This is a genomic window from Streptomyces sp. NPDC002669, assembly GCF_042889165.1.
Lineage (GTDB): Bacteria > Actinomycetota > Actinomycetes > Streptomycetales > Streptomycetaceae > Streptomyces.
Map to the genome: position 1 here is coordinate 50,901 of NZ_JBIAQQ010000027.1, position 16,033 is coordinate 66,933.

The following is a 16,033-nucleotide window of genomic DNA, read 5'->3' on the forward strand; positions in this document are numbered from 1 at the left end:
CGGTCCCTTCGTGGCCGGGCGTACGGCTCACCGTTCCCGGTACGTGGACTCCCGGTACGTTTCCCCGAGGGCGGCGGCCTCCTCCATGGAGAGGCCGCTGCCCTCCGCGTGCGCGGCCTCGTAGGCGGTCCGGCCGAGTACGGCGACGGCGCCGCGTTCCGTCCGGTCCCGGTCGTCCCGCTCCGCCCAGGTCGGCACGTGGCCCGGGGGGAGCAGTGCCCGGCCGGCGCCGAGCAGCCGGGCCGCGTCCGCGGCCCGCCGCTCACCGCCGAGCCCGACCAGGGCCCGGGCCAGGACCACGAGGAGCATGACGGGCATCTGGGGCGCCATCATCCGCGTCACCGGGTCGTGGGACCGCTCCAGCGCCGTCAGGGCCCGGTGCAGGGCGTCGGCGTACCGCCCGTCCCCGTTGTCCAGCCGGGCCAGTCCGCCCAGGAAGAACCCGTCGAAGGCCGCCGCCGTCTCGGCGCGGAACTCCTCGCGCGCCGTGTTCATCTGCTCGCGCGCCTCGTCGGTCCGGCCGCTGCGGCCCAGCCACATGGCGAGGTTGAGGCGGGCGGCGGGCACCACCTCGTGGGCGGTGCCCCCTTCCTCGGCGAGCACCTCCCGCAGGATCGCCTCGCCCTCCGCGCCGCGGCCCAGTTCGACGAGCGCGGCCGCGTACCGGGTGCGCAGCACCGCCACCTGGGACCGGGCGCCGAGCCTGCGCGCGTGGCCGACGGCGGACCGGAAGTCCTCGGCCGCCTGCGCGTACTCGCCCAGCCGCTCACTGGCCTCGCCCCGGGAGGAGAGCGCCTCGGCCACGCCCCAGTCGTCGCCGATCCGGCGGAAGATCCCCAGGCTCTCGTCGGCGTCCGCCTGCGCCTCGGCCGCCCATTCGGGCCGGTTGGCCAGGACGTTGGCCCGCATGTGGAGCGCCGCGGCCAGCTCCCACTCGTAGCCGAGGTCGCGGCAGGCCCGGACCGCCTCGCCCAGCAGGCCCCGCAGGTCCTCCAGCTCGCCGGTGAGCATGACCGCGAAGAACCAGAGCGCCGCCGGGACGCGGCAGGTCTGCGGCTGGCCCGCCCGGTAGGTCTGCGCGATGACGCCCAGCCGGGCCCGGCCCTTCTCGTCGTGCCAGGTCTCCCTGGTGTGGTCCGCGCTGAGCAGGTGCACCAGGGCCGCCTGGCGCCGCGCCTCCTGGAGCAGTTCGGGGTTCATGGGCGGCGGCGCGTCGGTGCAGCGCTCGTACAGGGAGGGCGCGGGCTCGGCGGGCGGGGCGAAGGGGTCGGGCCCCAGCGCGGCGGCCTCGGCGGCCCAGTGCAGCGCGTCGGCGCGCAGGTCGCGTATCTGCCAGTACCAGGTCAGCGAGAGCAGCAGGCAGAGCACCTCCTGCTCGTCGCGGGCGGCGACGGCGTGGCGCAGGGCGGTGCGGAGGTTCTCCTGCTCGCGCTGGAGGAGGTCGATGGCGGCCTGCTGCCCGGGGCCGCGCAGCGCGGGATCGGTGGTACGGGCCAGCTCCCGGAAGTGCACCAGGTGGCGCCGCTCCACGGCGTCCCGTTCGCCCGCCTCGTCGAGCCGTTCGGTGGCGTACTCGCCCACGGTCTCCAGCAGCCGGTAGCGCATGGCGCCGTCCGCGGCGGGCGTGGCGACGACGAGGGACTTGTCGACCAGCGAGCCGAGCAGCCCGGCGACCTCGCGCGCGGCCCCGGGCCCGTCCGCGCAGACCTCCTCGGCCGCGGCCAGGGTGCAGCCGCCGGCGAAGACCGACAGCCGGCGCAGCACGGCGCGCTCGGGTGCGTCCAGGAGGTCCCAGGACCAGTCGACGACGGCGCGCAGGGTCTGCTGCCGGGGCAGCGCGGTGCGGGCCCCGTTGGTGAGCAGCCGGAACCGGTCGTCGAGCCGGTCGGCGATCTGGCGCGGGGTGAGCATCCGCAGCCGGGCCGCGGCGAGTTCGATGGCGAGCGGCAGCCCGTCGAGGCGCCGGCAGATCTCGGCCGCGGCGGCCGCGGTGTCCGGGTCCGCGTCGGTCCGGAAGCCGGGCCGGGCCGACGCGCCGCGGTCGGCGAGCAGGCGCAGCGCCACCGGGTCGGGCAACGGGTCGACGGGGCGGACCAGTTCGCCCGGGACTCCCAGGGGTTCCCGGCTGGTCGCGAGCACCGTCAGCCGGGGGCAGTGGGCGAGCAGGTGGTCGGCGAGGGCGGCGGCGGCCCCGACGAGGTGTTCGCAGTTGTCCAGGAGCAGCAGCATGCGGCGCCGGGAGCAGTGCTCGGTGAGGCGTACGAGGGGGTTTCCCGGGTTCCGTTCGGCGGCCCGCAGCCCCTCGGCGCCCGCGCCGCGCAGCACGGTCTCGCGGGCGCCGAGCGCGCTCAGCACGGCTTCCGGTACGGCCTCGGGGTCGTCGACGGGGGCGAGTTCGGCCAGCCAGATCCCGTCCGGCCAGGCGTCCGCGACGGTTTCGGCGGCCTCCTGGGAGAGCCGGGTCTTGCCCGCGCCGCCGGGGCCCAGGAGGGTGACCAGTCTGGCGTGCGAGAGGTCGTGGCGCAGGGCCCCGATGTCGTCCTCGCGCCCGACGAAACTGGTGAGCCTGGCCCGAAGGTTCCCCCGCGGTGCGGCGGGGGCCCCGGTGGGGGCGGGCGGTGCCAGGGGCTGCGGCGCGGACCGGGGCGCCGGTTCCTGGTGGAGCAACTCGGCGTGCAGCGACCGCAGTCCGGGGCCGGGGTCGGTGCCGAGCCGGTCGGCGAGCAGGGTGCGCACCTCGTCGTAGGCGGCCAGTGCCTGGGCCGTGCGCCCGGCGTCGCGCAGGGCCCGCAGCCGCAGCGTCTGGAGCGGTTCGTCCAGGGGGTGCTCGGCGCACAGGGCGACGAGTTCGGGCAGGGCCTCCTCGGCCCGGCCGAGCGCGAGGGCCGCGCCGAGGCCGCCGCGCCGGGCGTCCAGGCGGCGGGCCTCCCAGCGGGCCTCGGCGGCGCGCCGGTCGGGCAGGTCGGCCAGGACCGGGCCGCGCCACAGGGCGAGTGCCTCGTCCAGGGTGCTCAGGGCCTTCGCCGCGTCCCCCTCGGCCAGGGCCCGGGTGCCCTCCGTCGTGAGCCGTTCGAAGCGGTGCAGGTCGATCGCGTCCGGCTCGGCGGCCAGCCGGTAGCCGTTGTCCGCGGAGGTGACCGCCGCGTGGCCGATGGTCCGCCGGAGCCGTCCGACGAGTGCCTGGAGGGCACCCGTCGCGTCGGCGGGCGGGTCGCCGTCCCACACCTCGTCGACGAGCACGGCGGCCGGGACGGTGCGGCCGGGGCGCAGCGCGAGGGCGGCGAGCAGGGCGCGCAGCCGTGCCCCGCCGATGGCGACGGCCGTGCCGTCGTCGCGGAATGCCCGAGTGGTCCCGAGGATGCAGTAGCGCACCCGCCCATTCTCCGCGACCGGGGCGCGGAGCCCCCGGGGTGCGGCATCACCGGCCCGGCGCGGGGCGTTCACGAGACGTCCGTGCCGCCCCGCCGGTACGGTCGACCGGACCCGCCGCCCGCCTCCCCTCCCCCGCGCGTCCGTCAGGAGTCCGCCGATGAACACCGCAGCAGCCCGCAGCGACCGGCGGATCAGCCCGGTCTTCCTCGGCATCGCCGCCGTGGCGGCGGTCGCGGGCTGGGCGGTGTGGACGGGCGCCGGGTACCCCTACGGGCTCGCGGTCTTCGTCTTCGTCACGGCGGCGTGGGTGGTCTCGCTCTGCCTGCACGAGTACGCGCACGCCCGCACCGCGCTGCACGCCGGGGACACCTCCGTCGCCGCGAAGGGCTACCTCACGCTCGATCCGCTCCGCTACACCCATGCGCTGCTGAGCATCGTGCTGCCGGTGCTGTTCGTGATCATGGGCGGTTTCGGGCTGCCCGGCGGGGCGGTCTTCATCGAGCGGGGCCGGATCCGCGGCCGCTGGAGGCACAGCCTGGTCTCGGCGGCGGGCCCGCTGACCAATGTGCTGTTCGCGCTCGTGTGCACGGCGCCGTTCTGGCTGCACGCGCTGGACGGTGTCCCGAGGGAGTTCCGGTACGCGCTGGCGTTCCTGGCCCTGCTCCAGGTCACCGCGGCGATCCTGAACTTCCTGCCGGTCCCGGGCCTGGACGGGTACGGGGTGGTCGAGCCCTGGCTGCCGTACCGGATCCGTCGCCAGGTGGAGCCGTTCGCGCAGTTCGGGCTGCTCGCGGTGTTCGGCCTGCTGTGGATCCCGGAGGTCAACGGGGTCTTCTTCGGCGCGGTCCACGGCCTGCTGGAGGCGCTGGGCGTGGACCGGCTCGGCGCGGAGTGCGGCCGTGCCGCCTACCAGTTCTGGGAGAACTGGAACGAGGAGTACCCGGTCTGCGCGACGGCCCCCTGAGCGGGGCCGGGGCTCAGCCGGCGGACCGGGCGGCCTGCTCGGCCCGTACGCGCTGCCGGCGCAGGTAGAACCACGTCATGTTGGACGAGAGCCCGACCAGCAGCACCCAGACGATCCCGAGCAGGAGGCTGCCCCGGACGAACGAGATCACCGCCGCGGCGAGGGCCAGGAGACAGACGACGGCGGAGTAGAGGGCGAGTCGGGGCATGGGGAGCGGCTCCTGTCCGGAGTGGTGCACGGGTCCCGTCCAGTGTCCCCCATGCCCCGTTCCGCCCGTCGTCGGGCCGGGCCGGGGCGGCGCGGCTCAGACGTCGGTGATGCGGAGCCCGGCGTGCGCCTTGTAGCGGCGGTTGACCGAGATCAGGTTGGCGACCAGCGACTCGACCTGGTGGGCGTTGCGCAGCCGCCCGGCGTAGATGCCGCGCATGCCGGGGATGCGGCCCGCCAGTGCCTGGACGGTCTCGACGTCGGCGCGGACCTCGCCCAGCACCAGCACGTCGGTGTCGATCTCCTCGATGGCCTCGTCCTGGAGCAGCACCGCCGAGAGGTGGTGGAAGGCGGCGGTCACCCGGGACTCCGGCAGCAGGGCGGCGGCCTGCTCGGCGGCGCTGCCCTCCTCGGGCTTCAGGGCGTAGGCGCCCTTCTTGTCGAAGCCGAGCGGGTTGACGCAGTCGACGACGATCTTGCCCGCGAGTTCGTCGCGCAGCGACTCCAGGGTCTTGGCGTGGCCGTCCCACGGCACGGCGACGATCACGACGTCGCTGCGGCGGGCGCACTCCGCGTTGTCCGCGCCCTCGACGCCGTGGCCCAGTTCCCCGGCGGCGGCCCGGGCCCGGTCGGCGGCCCGGGATCCGATGATCACCTTTTGTCCGGCACGGGCGAACCGGTAGGCCAGTCCGCGGCCCTGCGGCCCGGTTCCGCCGAGCACGCCGACGGTCAGCCCGGAGACGTCGGGGAGGTCCCAGGGGTCCTTGGCGGGGGGCTTGGCCGCGCCACCGTTGTCATTCGTAGTCATGGCTCCGACATTAGCCGGACCGGCGACCGGTGACCCGTCGTCGCCCGGTGCCCCCGTTCGGCTGGTCCGGCGCCGTTCTCCGGTGCGGGGCACGGGTGGCGGGGCATGATGCCGGGCCATGGATGCCGTACGTGTCGCCCTGCTGCGCGAAGTGCTCGCCGGGACCGAGTGGCCCGCCGCGACCCGGAGGTTCGCCGGGGTACTGAGGTCGTCCGTCGTCCCGCACGGCGGCGGGCTGCTGCTGGTGGGGACGGCGGAGTACGAGCCGTGGCACCTGGCGGCCCATCTGGTCGACGAGTCCGCATGGTCCGGGCTGCCGGAACTGGTGCCCACCCTGGTGCGCCACCGGGTGGAGCCGGGCAGCCCGGCGCACCTCGCGGTGGGCCTGGGCCGGATCGAGGCGGCCGGGCGGGGCGAGACGCTGCTCGTGGTGGCCCCGCGGCGGCCCGGGGAGGGGCTGCTGGAGCGGGTGCACGACGCGCGGCGCGCCGGGGCCACGGTGCTCTCGCTGGACGGCGGTGACCCGGAGGTCCGGGGGCTGGCCCACGAGACGCTCGCGGTGACCGGTGCCGACGACATCGACCTGGACACCGTGCAGCATCTGGTGAGCGCGGCCGCCGGGGAGAACAGCGCGCCCGCGCCGCGCGGCCGTCGCGGCTTCCGGGACCGGCTGTCCCGTCTCGTCGACCAGCTGACGGCGCCTCCCCCGCCCCGCTGGTGAGCCACGGGCCGGGGCCCGCCCGCAGCGGCCACCGCGACAGCACCGCAGCCGCAGCCGCGAAAAGTTGTTGCACCGTGCGAGCGCCACGTCGGAGCATGGCCCCTCGTGACCTCCGCACCGCCGCCGGCCGCCGCGTCCCCGGGCGCCCGGCTCCTCGCCCTGCTGCCCGACCTCACTCCCCTGCGCTCCCACGCCGACTTCCGGCTGCTGTGGATCCAGGGCCTGGTGACGTACTTCGGCAGCTTCATGGCGCTGATCGCGCTGCCGCTCCAGATCAAGGAGCTGACGGGTTCCCCGCTGGCCGTCGGCGCGATGGGGGCGGTGGAGCTGGTGCCCCTGGTGGTCTTCGGCCTGTACGGCGGGGCGCTCGCGGATGCCGTGGACCGCCGCAAGGTGATCCTGGCGACGGAGGCGGGGCTGGGGGTGCTCGCCCTGGTGCTCCTGGTCAACGCGGCGCTGCCGAGCCCGCTGCTCTGGCCGCTGTACGTGGTCGCGGCCGGGGTCTCCGCGCTCTCCGGGCTCCAGCGGCCGGCGCTGGACTCCCTGATGGCCCGGATCGTGCCGCACGAGCAGCTGACCGCGGCCGCCGCGCTGAACTCGCTGCGCTGGCAGTTCGGCGCGATCACCGGCCCGGCGGTGGCGGGGCTGGTGGTCGCCTACGCCGGGCACGCCACGGCGTACACGGTCACGGTGGCCACCTTCGCCGTCTCCGTGCTCCTGTGCCTGCGCCTGGCGCCCGCGCCGCCCGCCCGGGACAACACGAAGCCGTCGCTGCGCGGGATCGTGGAGGGCGCGCGGTACGCCTGGAGCCGGCCGGTGCTGCTGGGGACGTACGCGGTGGACATGGCCGCGATGTTCTTCGCCTTCCCGAACGCGATCTTCCCGTTCCTGGCGGACGACCTGGACGCCGACTGGTCGCTGGGGCTGATGTACGCCGCGGACTCGGTCGGGTCACTGGTGCTGGGGCTGACCAGCGGCTGGACGTCGCGGGTGCGGCGGCACGGGCTGTTCGTGGTGTTCGGGGCCGCGGTCTGGGGGCTGGCGATCGCGGGGGCCGGGTGGTTCGGCAACGTGTGGCTGGTGCTGGTCTGCCTGGCGGTGGCGGGCGCGGGCGACATGCTCAGCGGGCTCGGCCGCTCCACGATCTGGAACCAGACCATTCCGGAGGAGCTGCGGGGCCGGCTGGCGGGCATCGAGGTGCTCTCGTACAGCGTCGGGCCGCAGCTGGGTCAGGTGCGGGCCGGTGCGATGGCGGGCTGGACGGGGACCAGGGCGGCGATCTGGAGCGGGGGCGTGGCCTGTGTCGCCTCGGTCGCGCTGCTCGCCGCGACCCTCCCCAAGCTGCTCACGTACGACTCCGAGACCGACGAGGACGCGGTGCGCAGGCGGGCGCAGCGCGAGGCGGAAGGGCCCGGACCGGCCACGGGCGGCGCGGGGGCCGGTGTCCTGGGCGCCTGAGCGGCCGGAAGCCCGGGACCGGCCCCGAAGGGCCCGGCCCCGGGCTTCTTGAGCGGCTCCGGACCGGGTCCCCTCACGCCTCCGGGTCCGTGGGGGTGTCCCGGTCGTGCCACTTGGGGTCGTTCTCCCACTCCAGATTCCGTTCCCGCGCGGTGTCCATCGCGTGCTGGGCCTCCTGGCGGGTGGCGTACGGCCCGAAACGGTCCTTGGCCGGGCACTCGGGGCCCTCCTCGACCTTCTGGTGCTGCAGGCAGTAGAACCACTCGCCGGGCTTGCCCACGGTGCGCTTCTTGAACAGGGCCATCACGGCTCCTTCCCTCGGGGCCATGCTGCCCCAAGCACGCTGGTTAGACTCGCTGGCATGTCTGGCCAGTCGCTGCTCGTACCCGGGGAGATCACTCCCATCCGCACCGTTCCCGGAAACATCCGGCGCCCCGAGTACGTGGGCAAGCCGGCCCCGACGCCGTACACCGGCCCGGAGGTCCAGGACGCCGACACCGTCGAGCGCATGCGCATCGCGGGCCGGATCGCCGCGCAGGCGATGGAGGAGGCCGCCAAGCACATCGCACCGGGCGTCACGACGGACGAACTCGACCGGGTCGCCCACGAGTTCATGTGCGACCACGGGGCCTACCCGTCGACGCTCGGCTACCGGGGCTTCCCCAAGTCGCTCTGCTCCTCGCTGAACGAGGTGATCTGCCACGGCATCCCGGACTCCACGGTGCTGCGCGACGGCGACATCGTGAACCTCGACGTGACGGCGTACATCAACGGCGTGCACGGCGACAACAACGCCACGTACCTCTGCGGCGACGTGGACGAGGAGTCGCGGCTGCTGGTGGAGCGCACCCGGGAGGCGCTGAACCGGGCCATCAAGGCGGTCCGGCCGGGGCGGCAGGTCAATGTGATCGGGCGGGTCATCGAGTCGTACGCCAAGCGCTTCGGCTACGGGGTGGTGCGGGACTTCACCGGGCACGGGATCAATTCCTCGTTCCACTCCGGCCTGATCATCCCGCACTACGACAGCCCGCACGCGACCACGGTGATGAAGCCGGGGATGACGTTCACCATCGAGCCGATGCTGACGCTGGGCACCCACGACTACGACATGTGGGACGACGGCTGGACCGTCGTGACGAAGGACCGCAAGCGCACCGCCCAGTTCGAGCACACGCTGGTGGTGACGGACACGGGTGCCGAGATCCTGACGCTCCCGTAGCCGTGCCGTAGCAGTCCCGCCGAAGCGGCCGCCCTCCCCGGGGGCGGCCGCTTCCGCGTGTCCGCCCCCGGGACCGCCCCCTCCCCCGGGCGCGGAATCAGGCGTATCGTTTTTACCGACAGACTGTCGGAAACTTTCCCGACAGGGCGTCGGGAAGCTGTTGACTCAGGTAAGCCTGAGCAGCAGGATCGGGGAGGTCGACGGCAGTCTCCGCACGGGGGCCGCCGTCGGTGCTCCCGTCCCTTCCCGGACCGCCCGTCCCTCTCGGCCCCGGAGGCCCGCCTTGGACGCAACCGCCGCCACACCCTTCTCGACGCTCATCCGCACCGCCTCGCACGAGCAGCACACCGAGGCGGAGACCTCGTCCTTCATGAGTGACCTGCTGGGCGGACGGCTCGGGGTGGACGCCTACACGCGCTACACCGAACAGCTGTGGTTCGTGTACCGGGCACTGGAGGAGGGCGCGCGGGAGCTGAGCAGCGATCCGGTGGCCGGGCCCTTCATACGGCCCGAGCTGATGCGCACCGCCGAGCTGGAGCGGGACCTGGCCCATCTGCGGGGCGCCGACTGGCGGGCGGGCCTGGAGCCGCTGCCCGCCACCGCCGCGTACGCCGCCCGGGTCGCCGAGTGCGCCCGTTCCTGGCCCGCGGGATACGTCGCGCACCACTACACCCGCTACCTCGGCGACCTCTCGGGCGGCCAGATCATCCGCGACCGGGCGGAGCGCGCCTGGGGCTTCGCGCGCAAGGGCGACGGCGTGCGGTTCTACGTCTTCGAGCAGATCCCCAACCCCGCCTCGTTCAAGCGGGACTACCGCGAACTGCTGGACGGGCTGGACGCGGACGACCTGGAGAAGCAGCGCGTCATCGACGAGTGCAAGCGCGCGTTCGCGCTGAACACGGCGGTGTTCCGGGAGCTGGGCGAGGTGTTCCCGCTCAGCGCGTAGGGTCCGGACGGCGCGGTGGGCGGGGGCGACCGCCGTACTCCGGTCGCCCCCGCCCGCCGCGCCGTCACACGTGCAGCAGGTGCTCGGCCGCGCCGGCCAGTGCGACGCGGCCCCCGATCTCCACCGTGCCGTCGGGGGCGGGCGCGGTGAGGAGCTGGGAGCCGCGCCCCTGGATGATGTTGAGGGCGCGCCCCAGTCGCGCGCTGAGCAGCAGGGCCGCCGCCCCCGTCGCCTCGTCCTCCACAATGCCCCCGGTGCAAGCCCCGGCTCCACCGGAGCGGCCGGCGCCGCGCTCATCGATGCGCCTCGGGAACGCCCGCGCCCTCACCCGGCCCGCCGCCTCGTCCTCCCAGGCCCACGCGTACAGCCAGCCCTCGCCCGGCGGGGGCCCGGTCAGCGCCTCGACCTCGGCGACGGACTCGTACCGCTCCAGCAGGCGCGGCGGCGCCCACTCGGGGCGGGCGGTGATCCAGGTGAACTCCCCGTCCTGGCGGGCGAACACGTCCCCGACCGGCAGCTCCAGGATCTCCAGGTCGAGCAGCCAGGCGGCGCCGACGAGCGGATGCCCGGCGAAGGGGAGGCGGAGTCCGGGGGTGTAGATGTCCACGTGCCCGCGCTCGGGGTCGTCGACGAACACGGTCTCGCTGAACCCGAGCCGGCGGGCCAGCTCCTGCCGGGACGTCTCGTCGGGGTACGCGCGGCCGTCGCGCACGACCCCGAGGGCGTTGCCGTGCCTGCCGTCGGGTCCGCAGAACACCCGCAGTACGTCGATGCCCGCGGGCATGTCGAAGTCGCTGTCGTTCACGTGCGCATTCAAGCATCCGACGGGACACCTGCCGCACGACCTGGGGCCGGCCGCGGCCCACGCGTACCGACCGGACGGAACCCACGGCGACTTGACCACCGCTTGACCATTCCGTGGCCCCCTCATGGGGCACTCGTGATCGCCCCGTTCCCGGGCCCCGGGGATGAGAGCTGAATCACTGCACGGCTGGGTACCGGTCAAGTAAGCCTCGGTTAAGTTAGGTCCGCCTCACTTACCTTTGTCCGCTCTTCTCCTCCCTCTCCCTCAGCCTTGTGGAGCCCGCATGCGAGCCGTTCGTTTCTCCGTCGTCACCGCCGCCGCGACCGTGGCCGCCCTGACCGCCGTCACGGGCTGCGCGGAGAAGAGCGACGGCAAGGGCGACGGCGCCGTCCAGGTCGTCGCGAAGGACGACGCCTGCGAGGTGTCGAAGAAGGAACTGCCGGCCGGTCACATCGAACTGGCCGTGGAGAACAAGGGTTCCAAGGTCACCGAGGTCTACATTCTCTTCCCGGACGACCGCATCGTCGCCGAGCGCGAGAACATCGGTCCCGGCACCAGGGCGAACATCACCGCCGAGATCAAGGCCGGTTCGTACGAGATCGCCTGCAAGCCCGGCATGAAGGGCCACGGCATCCGGCAGAAGCTGAAGGTCACCGGCGGCACCGCGGTCAAGCGCAGCCCCGAGATGGACAAGGCGGTCGCGGAGTACCGCACCTACGTCCAGGACCAGGCCGACGAGACGCTGCCGAAGGCCAAGAAGTTCACGGACGCCGTCGCCGCCGGGGACATCGAGACCGCCAAGAAGCTCTACGCCGATTCCCGGCTCGGCTGGGAACGCACCGAGCCGGTCGCCGAGTCCTTCGGCGACATCGACCCCAAGGTCGACATCCGCGAGGACGGCCTGGAGGACGGCCAGAAGTGGACCGGCTGGCACCGCCTGGAGAAGGCGCTGTGGCAGGACAAGAAGCTGGGCGCCGAGGAGAAGGCCCTCGCCCCGCTCCTGTACAAGGACCTGCTCGACTGGCAGAAGCGGGTCGGCACCGCGGAGATCACGCCGACCTCGATGGCCAACGGCGCCAAGGAGCTCCTCGACGAGGTCGCCACCGGCAAGGTCACCGGTGAGGAGGAGCGCTACAGCCACACCGACCTGGTCGACTTCAAGGGCAACGTCGAGGGCGCCCAGAAGTCCTACGAGCTGCTGAAGCCGATCGCCGCCAAGAACGACTCGGCCCTGACCGCCGACCTGGACAAGCGGTTCGCCGAGCTGAACACACTGCTGGACAAGTACCGCGCGGACAAGGGTTCCTACGACTTCACCTCGTACGACAAGGTCGGCAAGGCGGACCGCAAGGAGCTGTCGGACGCGGTCAACGCCCTGGCCGAGCCGCTGTCCCGGCTCGCCGCCGCGGTCACGAAGTAACGAGCGGGAGGGCTCTGGTCATGTCCGGACAGACACCGGCCGACGAAACCCCGGAGCGTGCCTCCGGACCCGCCCCGTCCCGCCGGGCGCTGCTGGGCTGGGGCGGTGCCGGGCTCGCGCTCGGCGCGGTCGCGGCCGGCGGCACGGTCGCCGCGGTGCGCTCCGGCGACACGGCGGTACCGGCCGCGGACAGCGGTGCGGCGGTGCCGTTCCACGGCGCGCACCAGGCCGGCATCGCCACCGCCGTGCAGGACCGGCTGCACTTCGCCGCGTTCGACGTGAAGACGAAGGACCGTGCCGAACTGGTCGCGCTGCTCAAGGAGTGGACGCGGGCGGCCGAGCGGATGACGGCCGGTCACGCGGTCGGCGACGGGGCGTACGGCGGCCTCGCCGAGGCGCCGCCGGACGACACCGGCGAGGCGCTGGGGCTCAAGCCGTCCCGGCTCACGCTCACTGTCGGCTTCGGCCCCTCGCTCTTCGCCAAGGGCCGGTTCGGCCTGAAGGACAGGCGGCCCGACGCGCTGGTGGACCTGCCGAAGTTCCCCGGCGACAACCTCGACGCGGCCCGCAGCGGCGGCGACATCTGCGTCCAGGCGTGCGCGGACGACCCGCAGGTCGCGGTGCACGCCATCCGCAACCTGGCCAGGATCGGCATGGGCCGCGCCGCGATCCGCTGGTCCCAGCTGGGCTTCGGCAAGACGTCCTCGACGACGCCGGACGCCCAGACCCCGCGCAACATGTTCGGCTTCAAGGACGGCACCCGGAACGTCTCCGGCACCGACACCGCCGCCCTGGACAAGCACGTCTGGGTCGGCGCGAAGGACCGGGCGGACTGGATGACCGGGGGTTCCTACCTGGTGGCCCGGCGCATCCGGATGCACATCGAGACCTGGGACCGCACCTCGCTCCAGGAGCAGGAGGACGTCTTCGGCCGCGACAAGGGAGAGGGCGCCCCGGTCGGCAAGCCCTCCGAGCACGACGAGCCGTTCCTGAAGGCGATGCTGCCGACCGCGCACGTGCGACTGGCCCACCCGGACAGCAACGACGGCGCGACGATCCTGCGCCGCGGCTACTCCTTCACCGACGGCACCGACGGCCTGGGCCGGCTCGACGCCGGGCTGTTCTTCATCGCCTACCAGCGCGACACCCGCAAGGCGTTCATCCCGCTCCAGCGGCGTCTCGCGGCGCACGACGCGCTCAACGAGTACATCCAGCACGTGGGTTCGGCGCACTTCGCCGTCCCGCCGGGCGTCCGCGACAAGGACGACTGGTGGGGCCGGGCGCTGTTCTCGTAACGGGTCGAAACGGAAAGGAGAACCAGGACGTGTTCAGCAACTTCCTGATCGGCCTGCGCGAGGGGCTGGAAGCCAGCCTCGTCGTCTGCATCCTCATCGCCTACCTGGTGAAGACCGGCAACCGGAACAAGCTGGTGCCGATCTGGACCGGGGTCGGCATCGCCGTCGTCATCAGCCTGGCGTTCGGCGCCGGGCTCGAATTCGGCTCGCAGGAGATGACGTTCAAGGCCCAGGAGGCGCTCGGCGGTTCGCTGTCGATCGTCTCCGTCGGCCTGGTCACCTGGATGGTCTTCTGGATGCGGCGCACCGCGCGGCACCTGAAGTCGGAGCTGCACGGCAAGCTCGACGCGGCGCTCGCCATGGGCACCGGCGCGCTGGTCGCCACGGCGCTGCTCGCGGTGGGCCGGGAGGGCCTGGAGACCTCGCTGTTCGTGTGGCGCGCGGTGCACGCGGCGGACGACGGCTGGCACCCGATGATCGGCGCGTTCCTCGGGATCGCGGCCGCCGTCGTGCTGGGCTGGCTGTTCTACCGGGGCGCGTTGCGGATCAACCTGTCGAAGTTCTTCACCTGGACCGGCGGCATGCTGGTGGTCGTGGCCGCGGGCGTGCTCGCGTACGGCGTCCACGACCTGCAGGAGGCCGAGTTCGTCGGCGGTCTGCACAACCGGGCGTTCGACATCAGCTCCACGATCCCGCCGGACAGCTGGTACGGCACGCTGCTGAAGGGCACGTTCAACTTCCAGCCCGACCCGACCGTCCTCCAGGTCACGGTGTGGGCGCTGTATCTGATACCCACGCTCGCGCTGTTCCTCGCCCCGGTAGGGTTCGGACGGTCAGGGGCCCCCTCCGGAGGGGCGACGGATCAGAAGGCGCGGAAAGCAACGGATGAGAAGCCTGAGGCCGATTCGGCTGGCGACGGGGCTCGCGACGGCGACGGTGCTGTCCTTGACGGCGAGCGGGTGCGTGACGGTGCACGGCGAGCTGGAAGTGGTGCCGACGGCAACCAGGTCTGAGGCCGCGCGGGCACTGAAGGACTTCACCGCCGCGTACAACGCGGCGGACAAGGCGTACGACCCGGCCCTGGACGCGGACCGGGTCACCGGCCCGCTCGGCGCGATCAACCAGGCCGGTCTGAAGGCGCGGCAGAAGAACAGCCCGGACGGCAACCCGAAGCACATGCCGCTGGAGCTGACCGACGCCACGTACGTCATCCCGAAGAAGGCGGGCTGGCCCCGGTGGTTCCTCGCGGACACCGACTCCAACCGTGACCGCGACAGCGGGAAGCTGGACACCCGCTGGCTGATCGTCTTCACCAAGGCCGGGCCCGACGCCGGGTGGAAGGCCGCCTATCTGGCGGTCGTCGCCCCCTCCCGGATGCCCGAGTTCGTGAAGGACGGCGAGGGCCGGGCCACCCCGGTGGCCGCGGACGACGCCGGGCTGGCGGTGGCCCCGAAGGATCTGGGCAAGCAGTACACGGACTACCTCCAGCAGGGCGCCCCGGACGTCTTCGCGCCCGGGGGCACCACCTCGGGCTGGCGGGAGACCCGCCGGAACACGCGACGGGCGGGCTTCTCGTACCAGTACATCGACCAGCCGCTGAACCGCGACACGTTCGCCCCGTTGGGGCTGCGGACGAAGGACGGCGGGGCACTGGTCTTCTTCAGCAGCAAGCACTTCGAGCGGCAGACCGCGGCGAAGGGGCTGCGTCCGGTGGTCAGCGACGACGTGTCCGCGCTGCTGACCGGTGAGGTGAAGTCCACCCTCACCAAGGAGCGGATCTCCAGCCAGCTGGTGTACGTCCCGAAGAAGGGCGCGACGGGGGACGACGGCAAGGTGGTCGTGCTGAACCGGCTGCCCGGCCTGACGGCGGCGAAGGGCTCGTGACGGTGCCGGGACGGCCGTGATCCGGCGGCTGCGGCCCGTACGGGACGGCCCGCCCGGCCGCCGGCCCGGCGCCTCGGTGCCTCAACGGCTCAACGGCTCAACGGCTCAACGGCTCAACGGCTCAACGGCTCAACGGCCAGCTCACCGCGTCGTGGTCGAGTTCGCTCTGGTCGGCGGTGTCGGCGTACTGCGCGCACGCGTCGGTGAGCGTCTCCAGCAGCGTCAACGGGTCGGGCAGCGGGTTCTCCGGCCCGCGCACCCATCGCACGTCCAGCTCGCCCGGCAGCCTGGCCGGCGGCAGGAGCACGTAGCTGCCCCGGCAGTGCCACCGCATGCCGGGGTGCTCGTCCATGGTCTCGGGGTGGCAGTCCAGCTCGCACGGCCACCATTCGTCCTCGTCCTCGGGCGTGCCCCGGGTGGCGGTGAAGAAGAGCATCCGGTCGTCGCCGGACCGGGCGACGGGGCCGACGTCGATGCCCGCGGCCAGGAGCCGCTCCAGCGCCTGCTCGCCCGCGGCCAGCGGCACGTCGAGGACGTCGTGGATCATGCCCGTCGCGGTGATGAAGTTGGCCTGCGGCTGGCTGCGGGCCCAGCGCTCGATCTGCGCCCGGTCGGTGGTGGACTGGGTCTGCCAGGCGAACGAGAGGGGATGGCGGGCGGGCGTGGGACAGCCGATGCGTTCGCACGAACATCGGTACCCGACCGGGTGAGCGGCCGGCGCGATCGGCATTCCGGCTTCGGCGACAGCCAGGAGCAGCGCCTCCCGGGCGGTGTCGTCGACCTCGCTCTGCTGCGGTTTGGGTCGGCGGCGAAGCCATTGGGAAAACTTGCTCTCTGAGCCGCGATTACGGCCGAAATCGGCGCCCATCTATCCCCTTACCTGAATGTTGCCCCTGCCCATGGTCCCACCATCCTGCGCCTCGGGTGGCCGGAC

15 protein-coding genes are annotated in these 16,033 nt (G+C 73.3%); 9 read left to right on the top strand and 6 right to left on the bottom strand.

Annotation, left to right across the window (positions count from 1 at the left end; genetic code table 11):
- Positions 1–27: 27 nt before the first annotated feature.
- The gene (locus ACFYW1_RS31000) at positions 28–3,372 is read right to left on the bottom strand and encodes a BTAD domain-containing putative transcriptional regulator (protein ID WP_389000547.1); all 3,345 of its coding nucleotides are present in this window, start codon (positions 3,370–3,372) and stop codon (positions 28–30) included.
- Positions 3,373–3,529: 157 nt separating this feature from the next.
- Here ACFYW1_RS31000 and ACFYW1_RS31005 point away from each other — a divergent pair, with 157 nt between their 5' ends.
- Positions 3,530–4,336 (top strand): site-2 protease family protein, encoded by an 807-nt coding sequence (locus ACFYW1_RS31005; protein ID WP_389000550.1) that lies wholly within the window; start codon positions 3,530–3,532, stop codon positions 4,334–4,336.
- 13 nt (positions 4,337–4,349) lie between these two features.
- On the opposite strand, the gene ACFYW1_RS31010 is transcribed toward ACFYW1_RS31005, so the two are convergent.
- Both ACFYW1_RS31010 and npdG read right to left on the bottom strand, forming a co-directional pair.
- Positions 4,350–4,544 (bottom strand): hypothetical protein, encoded by a 195-nt coding sequence (locus tag ACFYW1_RS31010; protein ID WP_389000553.1) that lies wholly within the window; start codon positions 4,542–4,544, stop codon positions 4,350–4,352.
- A 96-nt stretch (positions 4,545–4,640) separates the two neighbouring features.
- A complete protein-coding gene (npdG, locus tag ACFYW1_RS31015; protein ID WP_389000557.1) occupies positions 4,641–5,351 on the bottom strand; it encodes an NADPH-dependent F420 reductase in 711 nt (236 codons plus the stop codon).
- A gap of 118 nt (positions 5,352–5,469) precedes the next feature.
- On the opposite strand from npdG, the gene ACFYW1_RS31020 reads away from it, so the two are divergent.
- Positions 5,470–6,072, top strand: coding sequence for a hypothetical protein (locus tag ACFYW1_RS31020; protein WP_389000560.1), 603 nt, complete (start codon positions 5,470–5,472; stop codon positions 6,070–6,072).
- Between the two features lie 105 nt (positions 6,073–6,177).
- Entirely contained in the window at positions 6,178–7,530 is a 1,353-nt protein-coding gene (locus ACFYW1_RS31025; protein ID WP_389000563.1) for an MFS transporter, read from the top strand.
- Positions 7,531–7,603: 73 nt separating this feature from the next.
- Here the strand turns inward: ACFYW1_RS31025 and ACFYW1_RS31030 are convergent, their stop codons facing one another.
- The gene (locus ACFYW1_RS31030; RefSeq protein ID WP_148834717.1) at positions 7,604–7,834 is read right to left on the bottom strand and encodes a hypothetical protein; all 231 of its coding nucleotides are present in this window, start codon (positions 7,832–7,834) and stop codon (positions 7,604–7,606) included.
- Between the two features lie 57 nt (positions 7,835–7,891).
- Between ACFYW1_RS31030 and map the strand changes: the two genes are divergently transcribed.
- Positions 7,892–8,749: a type I methionyl aminopeptidase gene (gene map, locus ACFYW1_RS31035; protein WP_389000566.1), complete on the top strand. Its 858-nt coding sequence runs from the start codon at positions 7,892–7,894 to the stop codon at positions 8,747–8,749.
- Between the two features lie 283 nt (positions 8,750–9,032).
- Positions 9,033–9,695, top strand: a complete 663-nt coding sequence (locus ACFYW1_RS31040; protein WP_389000569.1) for a heme oxygenase (biliverdin-producing) — start codon at positions 9,033–9,035, stop codon at positions 9,693–9,695.
- A gap of 64 nt (positions 9,696–9,759) precedes the next feature.
- Here the strand turns inward: ACFYW1_RS31040 and ACFYW1_RS31045 are convergent, their stop codons facing one another.
- The gene (locus ACFYW1_RS31045) at positions 9,760–10,479 is read right to left on the bottom strand and encodes a PhzF family phenazine biosynthesis protein (protein ID WP_389000703.1); all 720 of its coding nucleotides are present in this window, start codon (positions 10,477–10,479) and stop codon (positions 9,760–9,762) included.
- Between the two features lie 304 nt (positions 10,480–10,783).
- Between ACFYW1_RS31045 and efeO the strand changes: the two genes are divergently transcribed.
- From efeO to ACFYW1_RS31065, 4 genes are read left to right on the top strand one after another with little or no spacing between them, the layout of a single operon-like run.
- Positions 10,784–11,920, top strand: coding sequence for an iron uptake system protein EfeO (gene efeO, locus ACFYW1_RS31050; RefSeq protein WP_389000572.1), 1,137 nt, complete (start codon positions 10,784–10,786; stop codon positions 11,918–11,920).
- A gap of 20 nt (positions 11,921–11,940) precedes the next feature.
- A complete protein-coding gene (gene efeB, locus ACFYW1_RS31055; RefSeq protein ID WP_389000575.1) occupies positions 11,941–13,215 on the top strand; it encodes an iron uptake transporter deferrochelatase/peroxidase subunit in 1,275 nt (424 codons plus the stop codon).
- Positions 13,216–13,244: 29 nt separating this feature from the next.
- Positions 13,245–14,228 (top strand): iron uptake transporter permease EfeU, encoded by a 984-nt coding sequence (gene efeU, locus ACFYW1_RS31060; RefSeq protein ID WP_389000578.1) that lies wholly within the window; start codon positions 13,245–13,247, stop codon positions 14,226–14,228.
- Positions 14,161–15,099: a hypothetical protein gene (locus ACFYW1_RS31065; protein ID WP_389000581.1), complete on the top strand. Its 939-nt coding sequence runs from the start codon at positions 14,161–14,163 to the stop codon at positions 15,097–15,099. The genes efeU and ACFYW1_RS31065 overlap by 68 nt, the downstream gene beginning before the upstream one ends.
- A 121-nt stretch (positions 15,100–15,220) precedes the next feature.
- Here ACFYW1_RS31065 and ACFYW1_RS31070 read toward each other — a convergent pair whose 3' ends face one another.
- Complete coding sequence (locus ACFYW1_RS31070) at positions 15,221–15,967, bottom strand: bifunctional DNA primase/polymerase (protein WP_389000584.1); 747 nt, start codon at positions 15,965–15,967, stop codon at positions 15,221–15,223.
- Positions 15,968–16,033 lie beyond the last annotated feature (66 nt).

Coding starts and splice junctions, on each gene's coding strand:
- efeB (WP_389000575.1), top strand. CDS start 11,941: ATGTCCGGACAGACACCGGCCGACGAAACCCCGGAGCGTGCCTCCGGA.
- ACFYW1_RS31030 (WP_148834717.1), bottom strand. CDS start 7,834: ATGGCCCTGTTCAAGAAGCGCACCGTGGGCAAGCCCGGCGAGTGGTTC.
- efeO (WP_389000572.1), top strand. CDS start 10,784: ATGCGAGCCGTTCGTTTCTCCGTCGTCACCGCCGCCGCGACCGTGGCC.
- ACFYW1_RS31070 (WP_389000584.1), bottom strand. CDS start 15,967: ATGGGCGCCGATTTCGGCCGTAATCGCGGCTCAGAGAGCAAGTTTTCC.
- ACFYW1_RS31010 (WP_389000553.1), bottom strand. CDS start 4,544: ATGCCCCGACTCGCCCTCTACTCCGCCGTCGTCTGTCTCCTGGCCCTC.
- npdG (WP_389000557.1), bottom strand. CDS start 5,351: ATGACTACGAATGACAACGGTGGCGCGGCCAAGCCCCCCGCCAAGGAC.
- ACFYW1_RS31045 (WP_389000703.1), bottom strand. CDS start 10,479: ATGCCCGCGGGCATCGACGTACTGCGGGTGTTCTGCGGACCCGACGGC.
- ACFYW1_RS31020 (WP_389000560.1), top strand. CDS start 5,470: ATGGATGCCGTACGTGTCGCCCTGCTGCGCGAAGTGCTCGCCGGGACC.
- ACFYW1_RS31005 (WP_389000550.1), top strand. CDS start 3,530: ATGAACACCGCAGCAGCCCGCAGCGACCGGCGGATCAGCCCGGTCTTC.
- map (WP_389000566.1), top strand. CDS start 7,892: ATGTCTGGCCAGTCGCTGCTCGTACCCGGGGAGATCACTCCCATCCGC.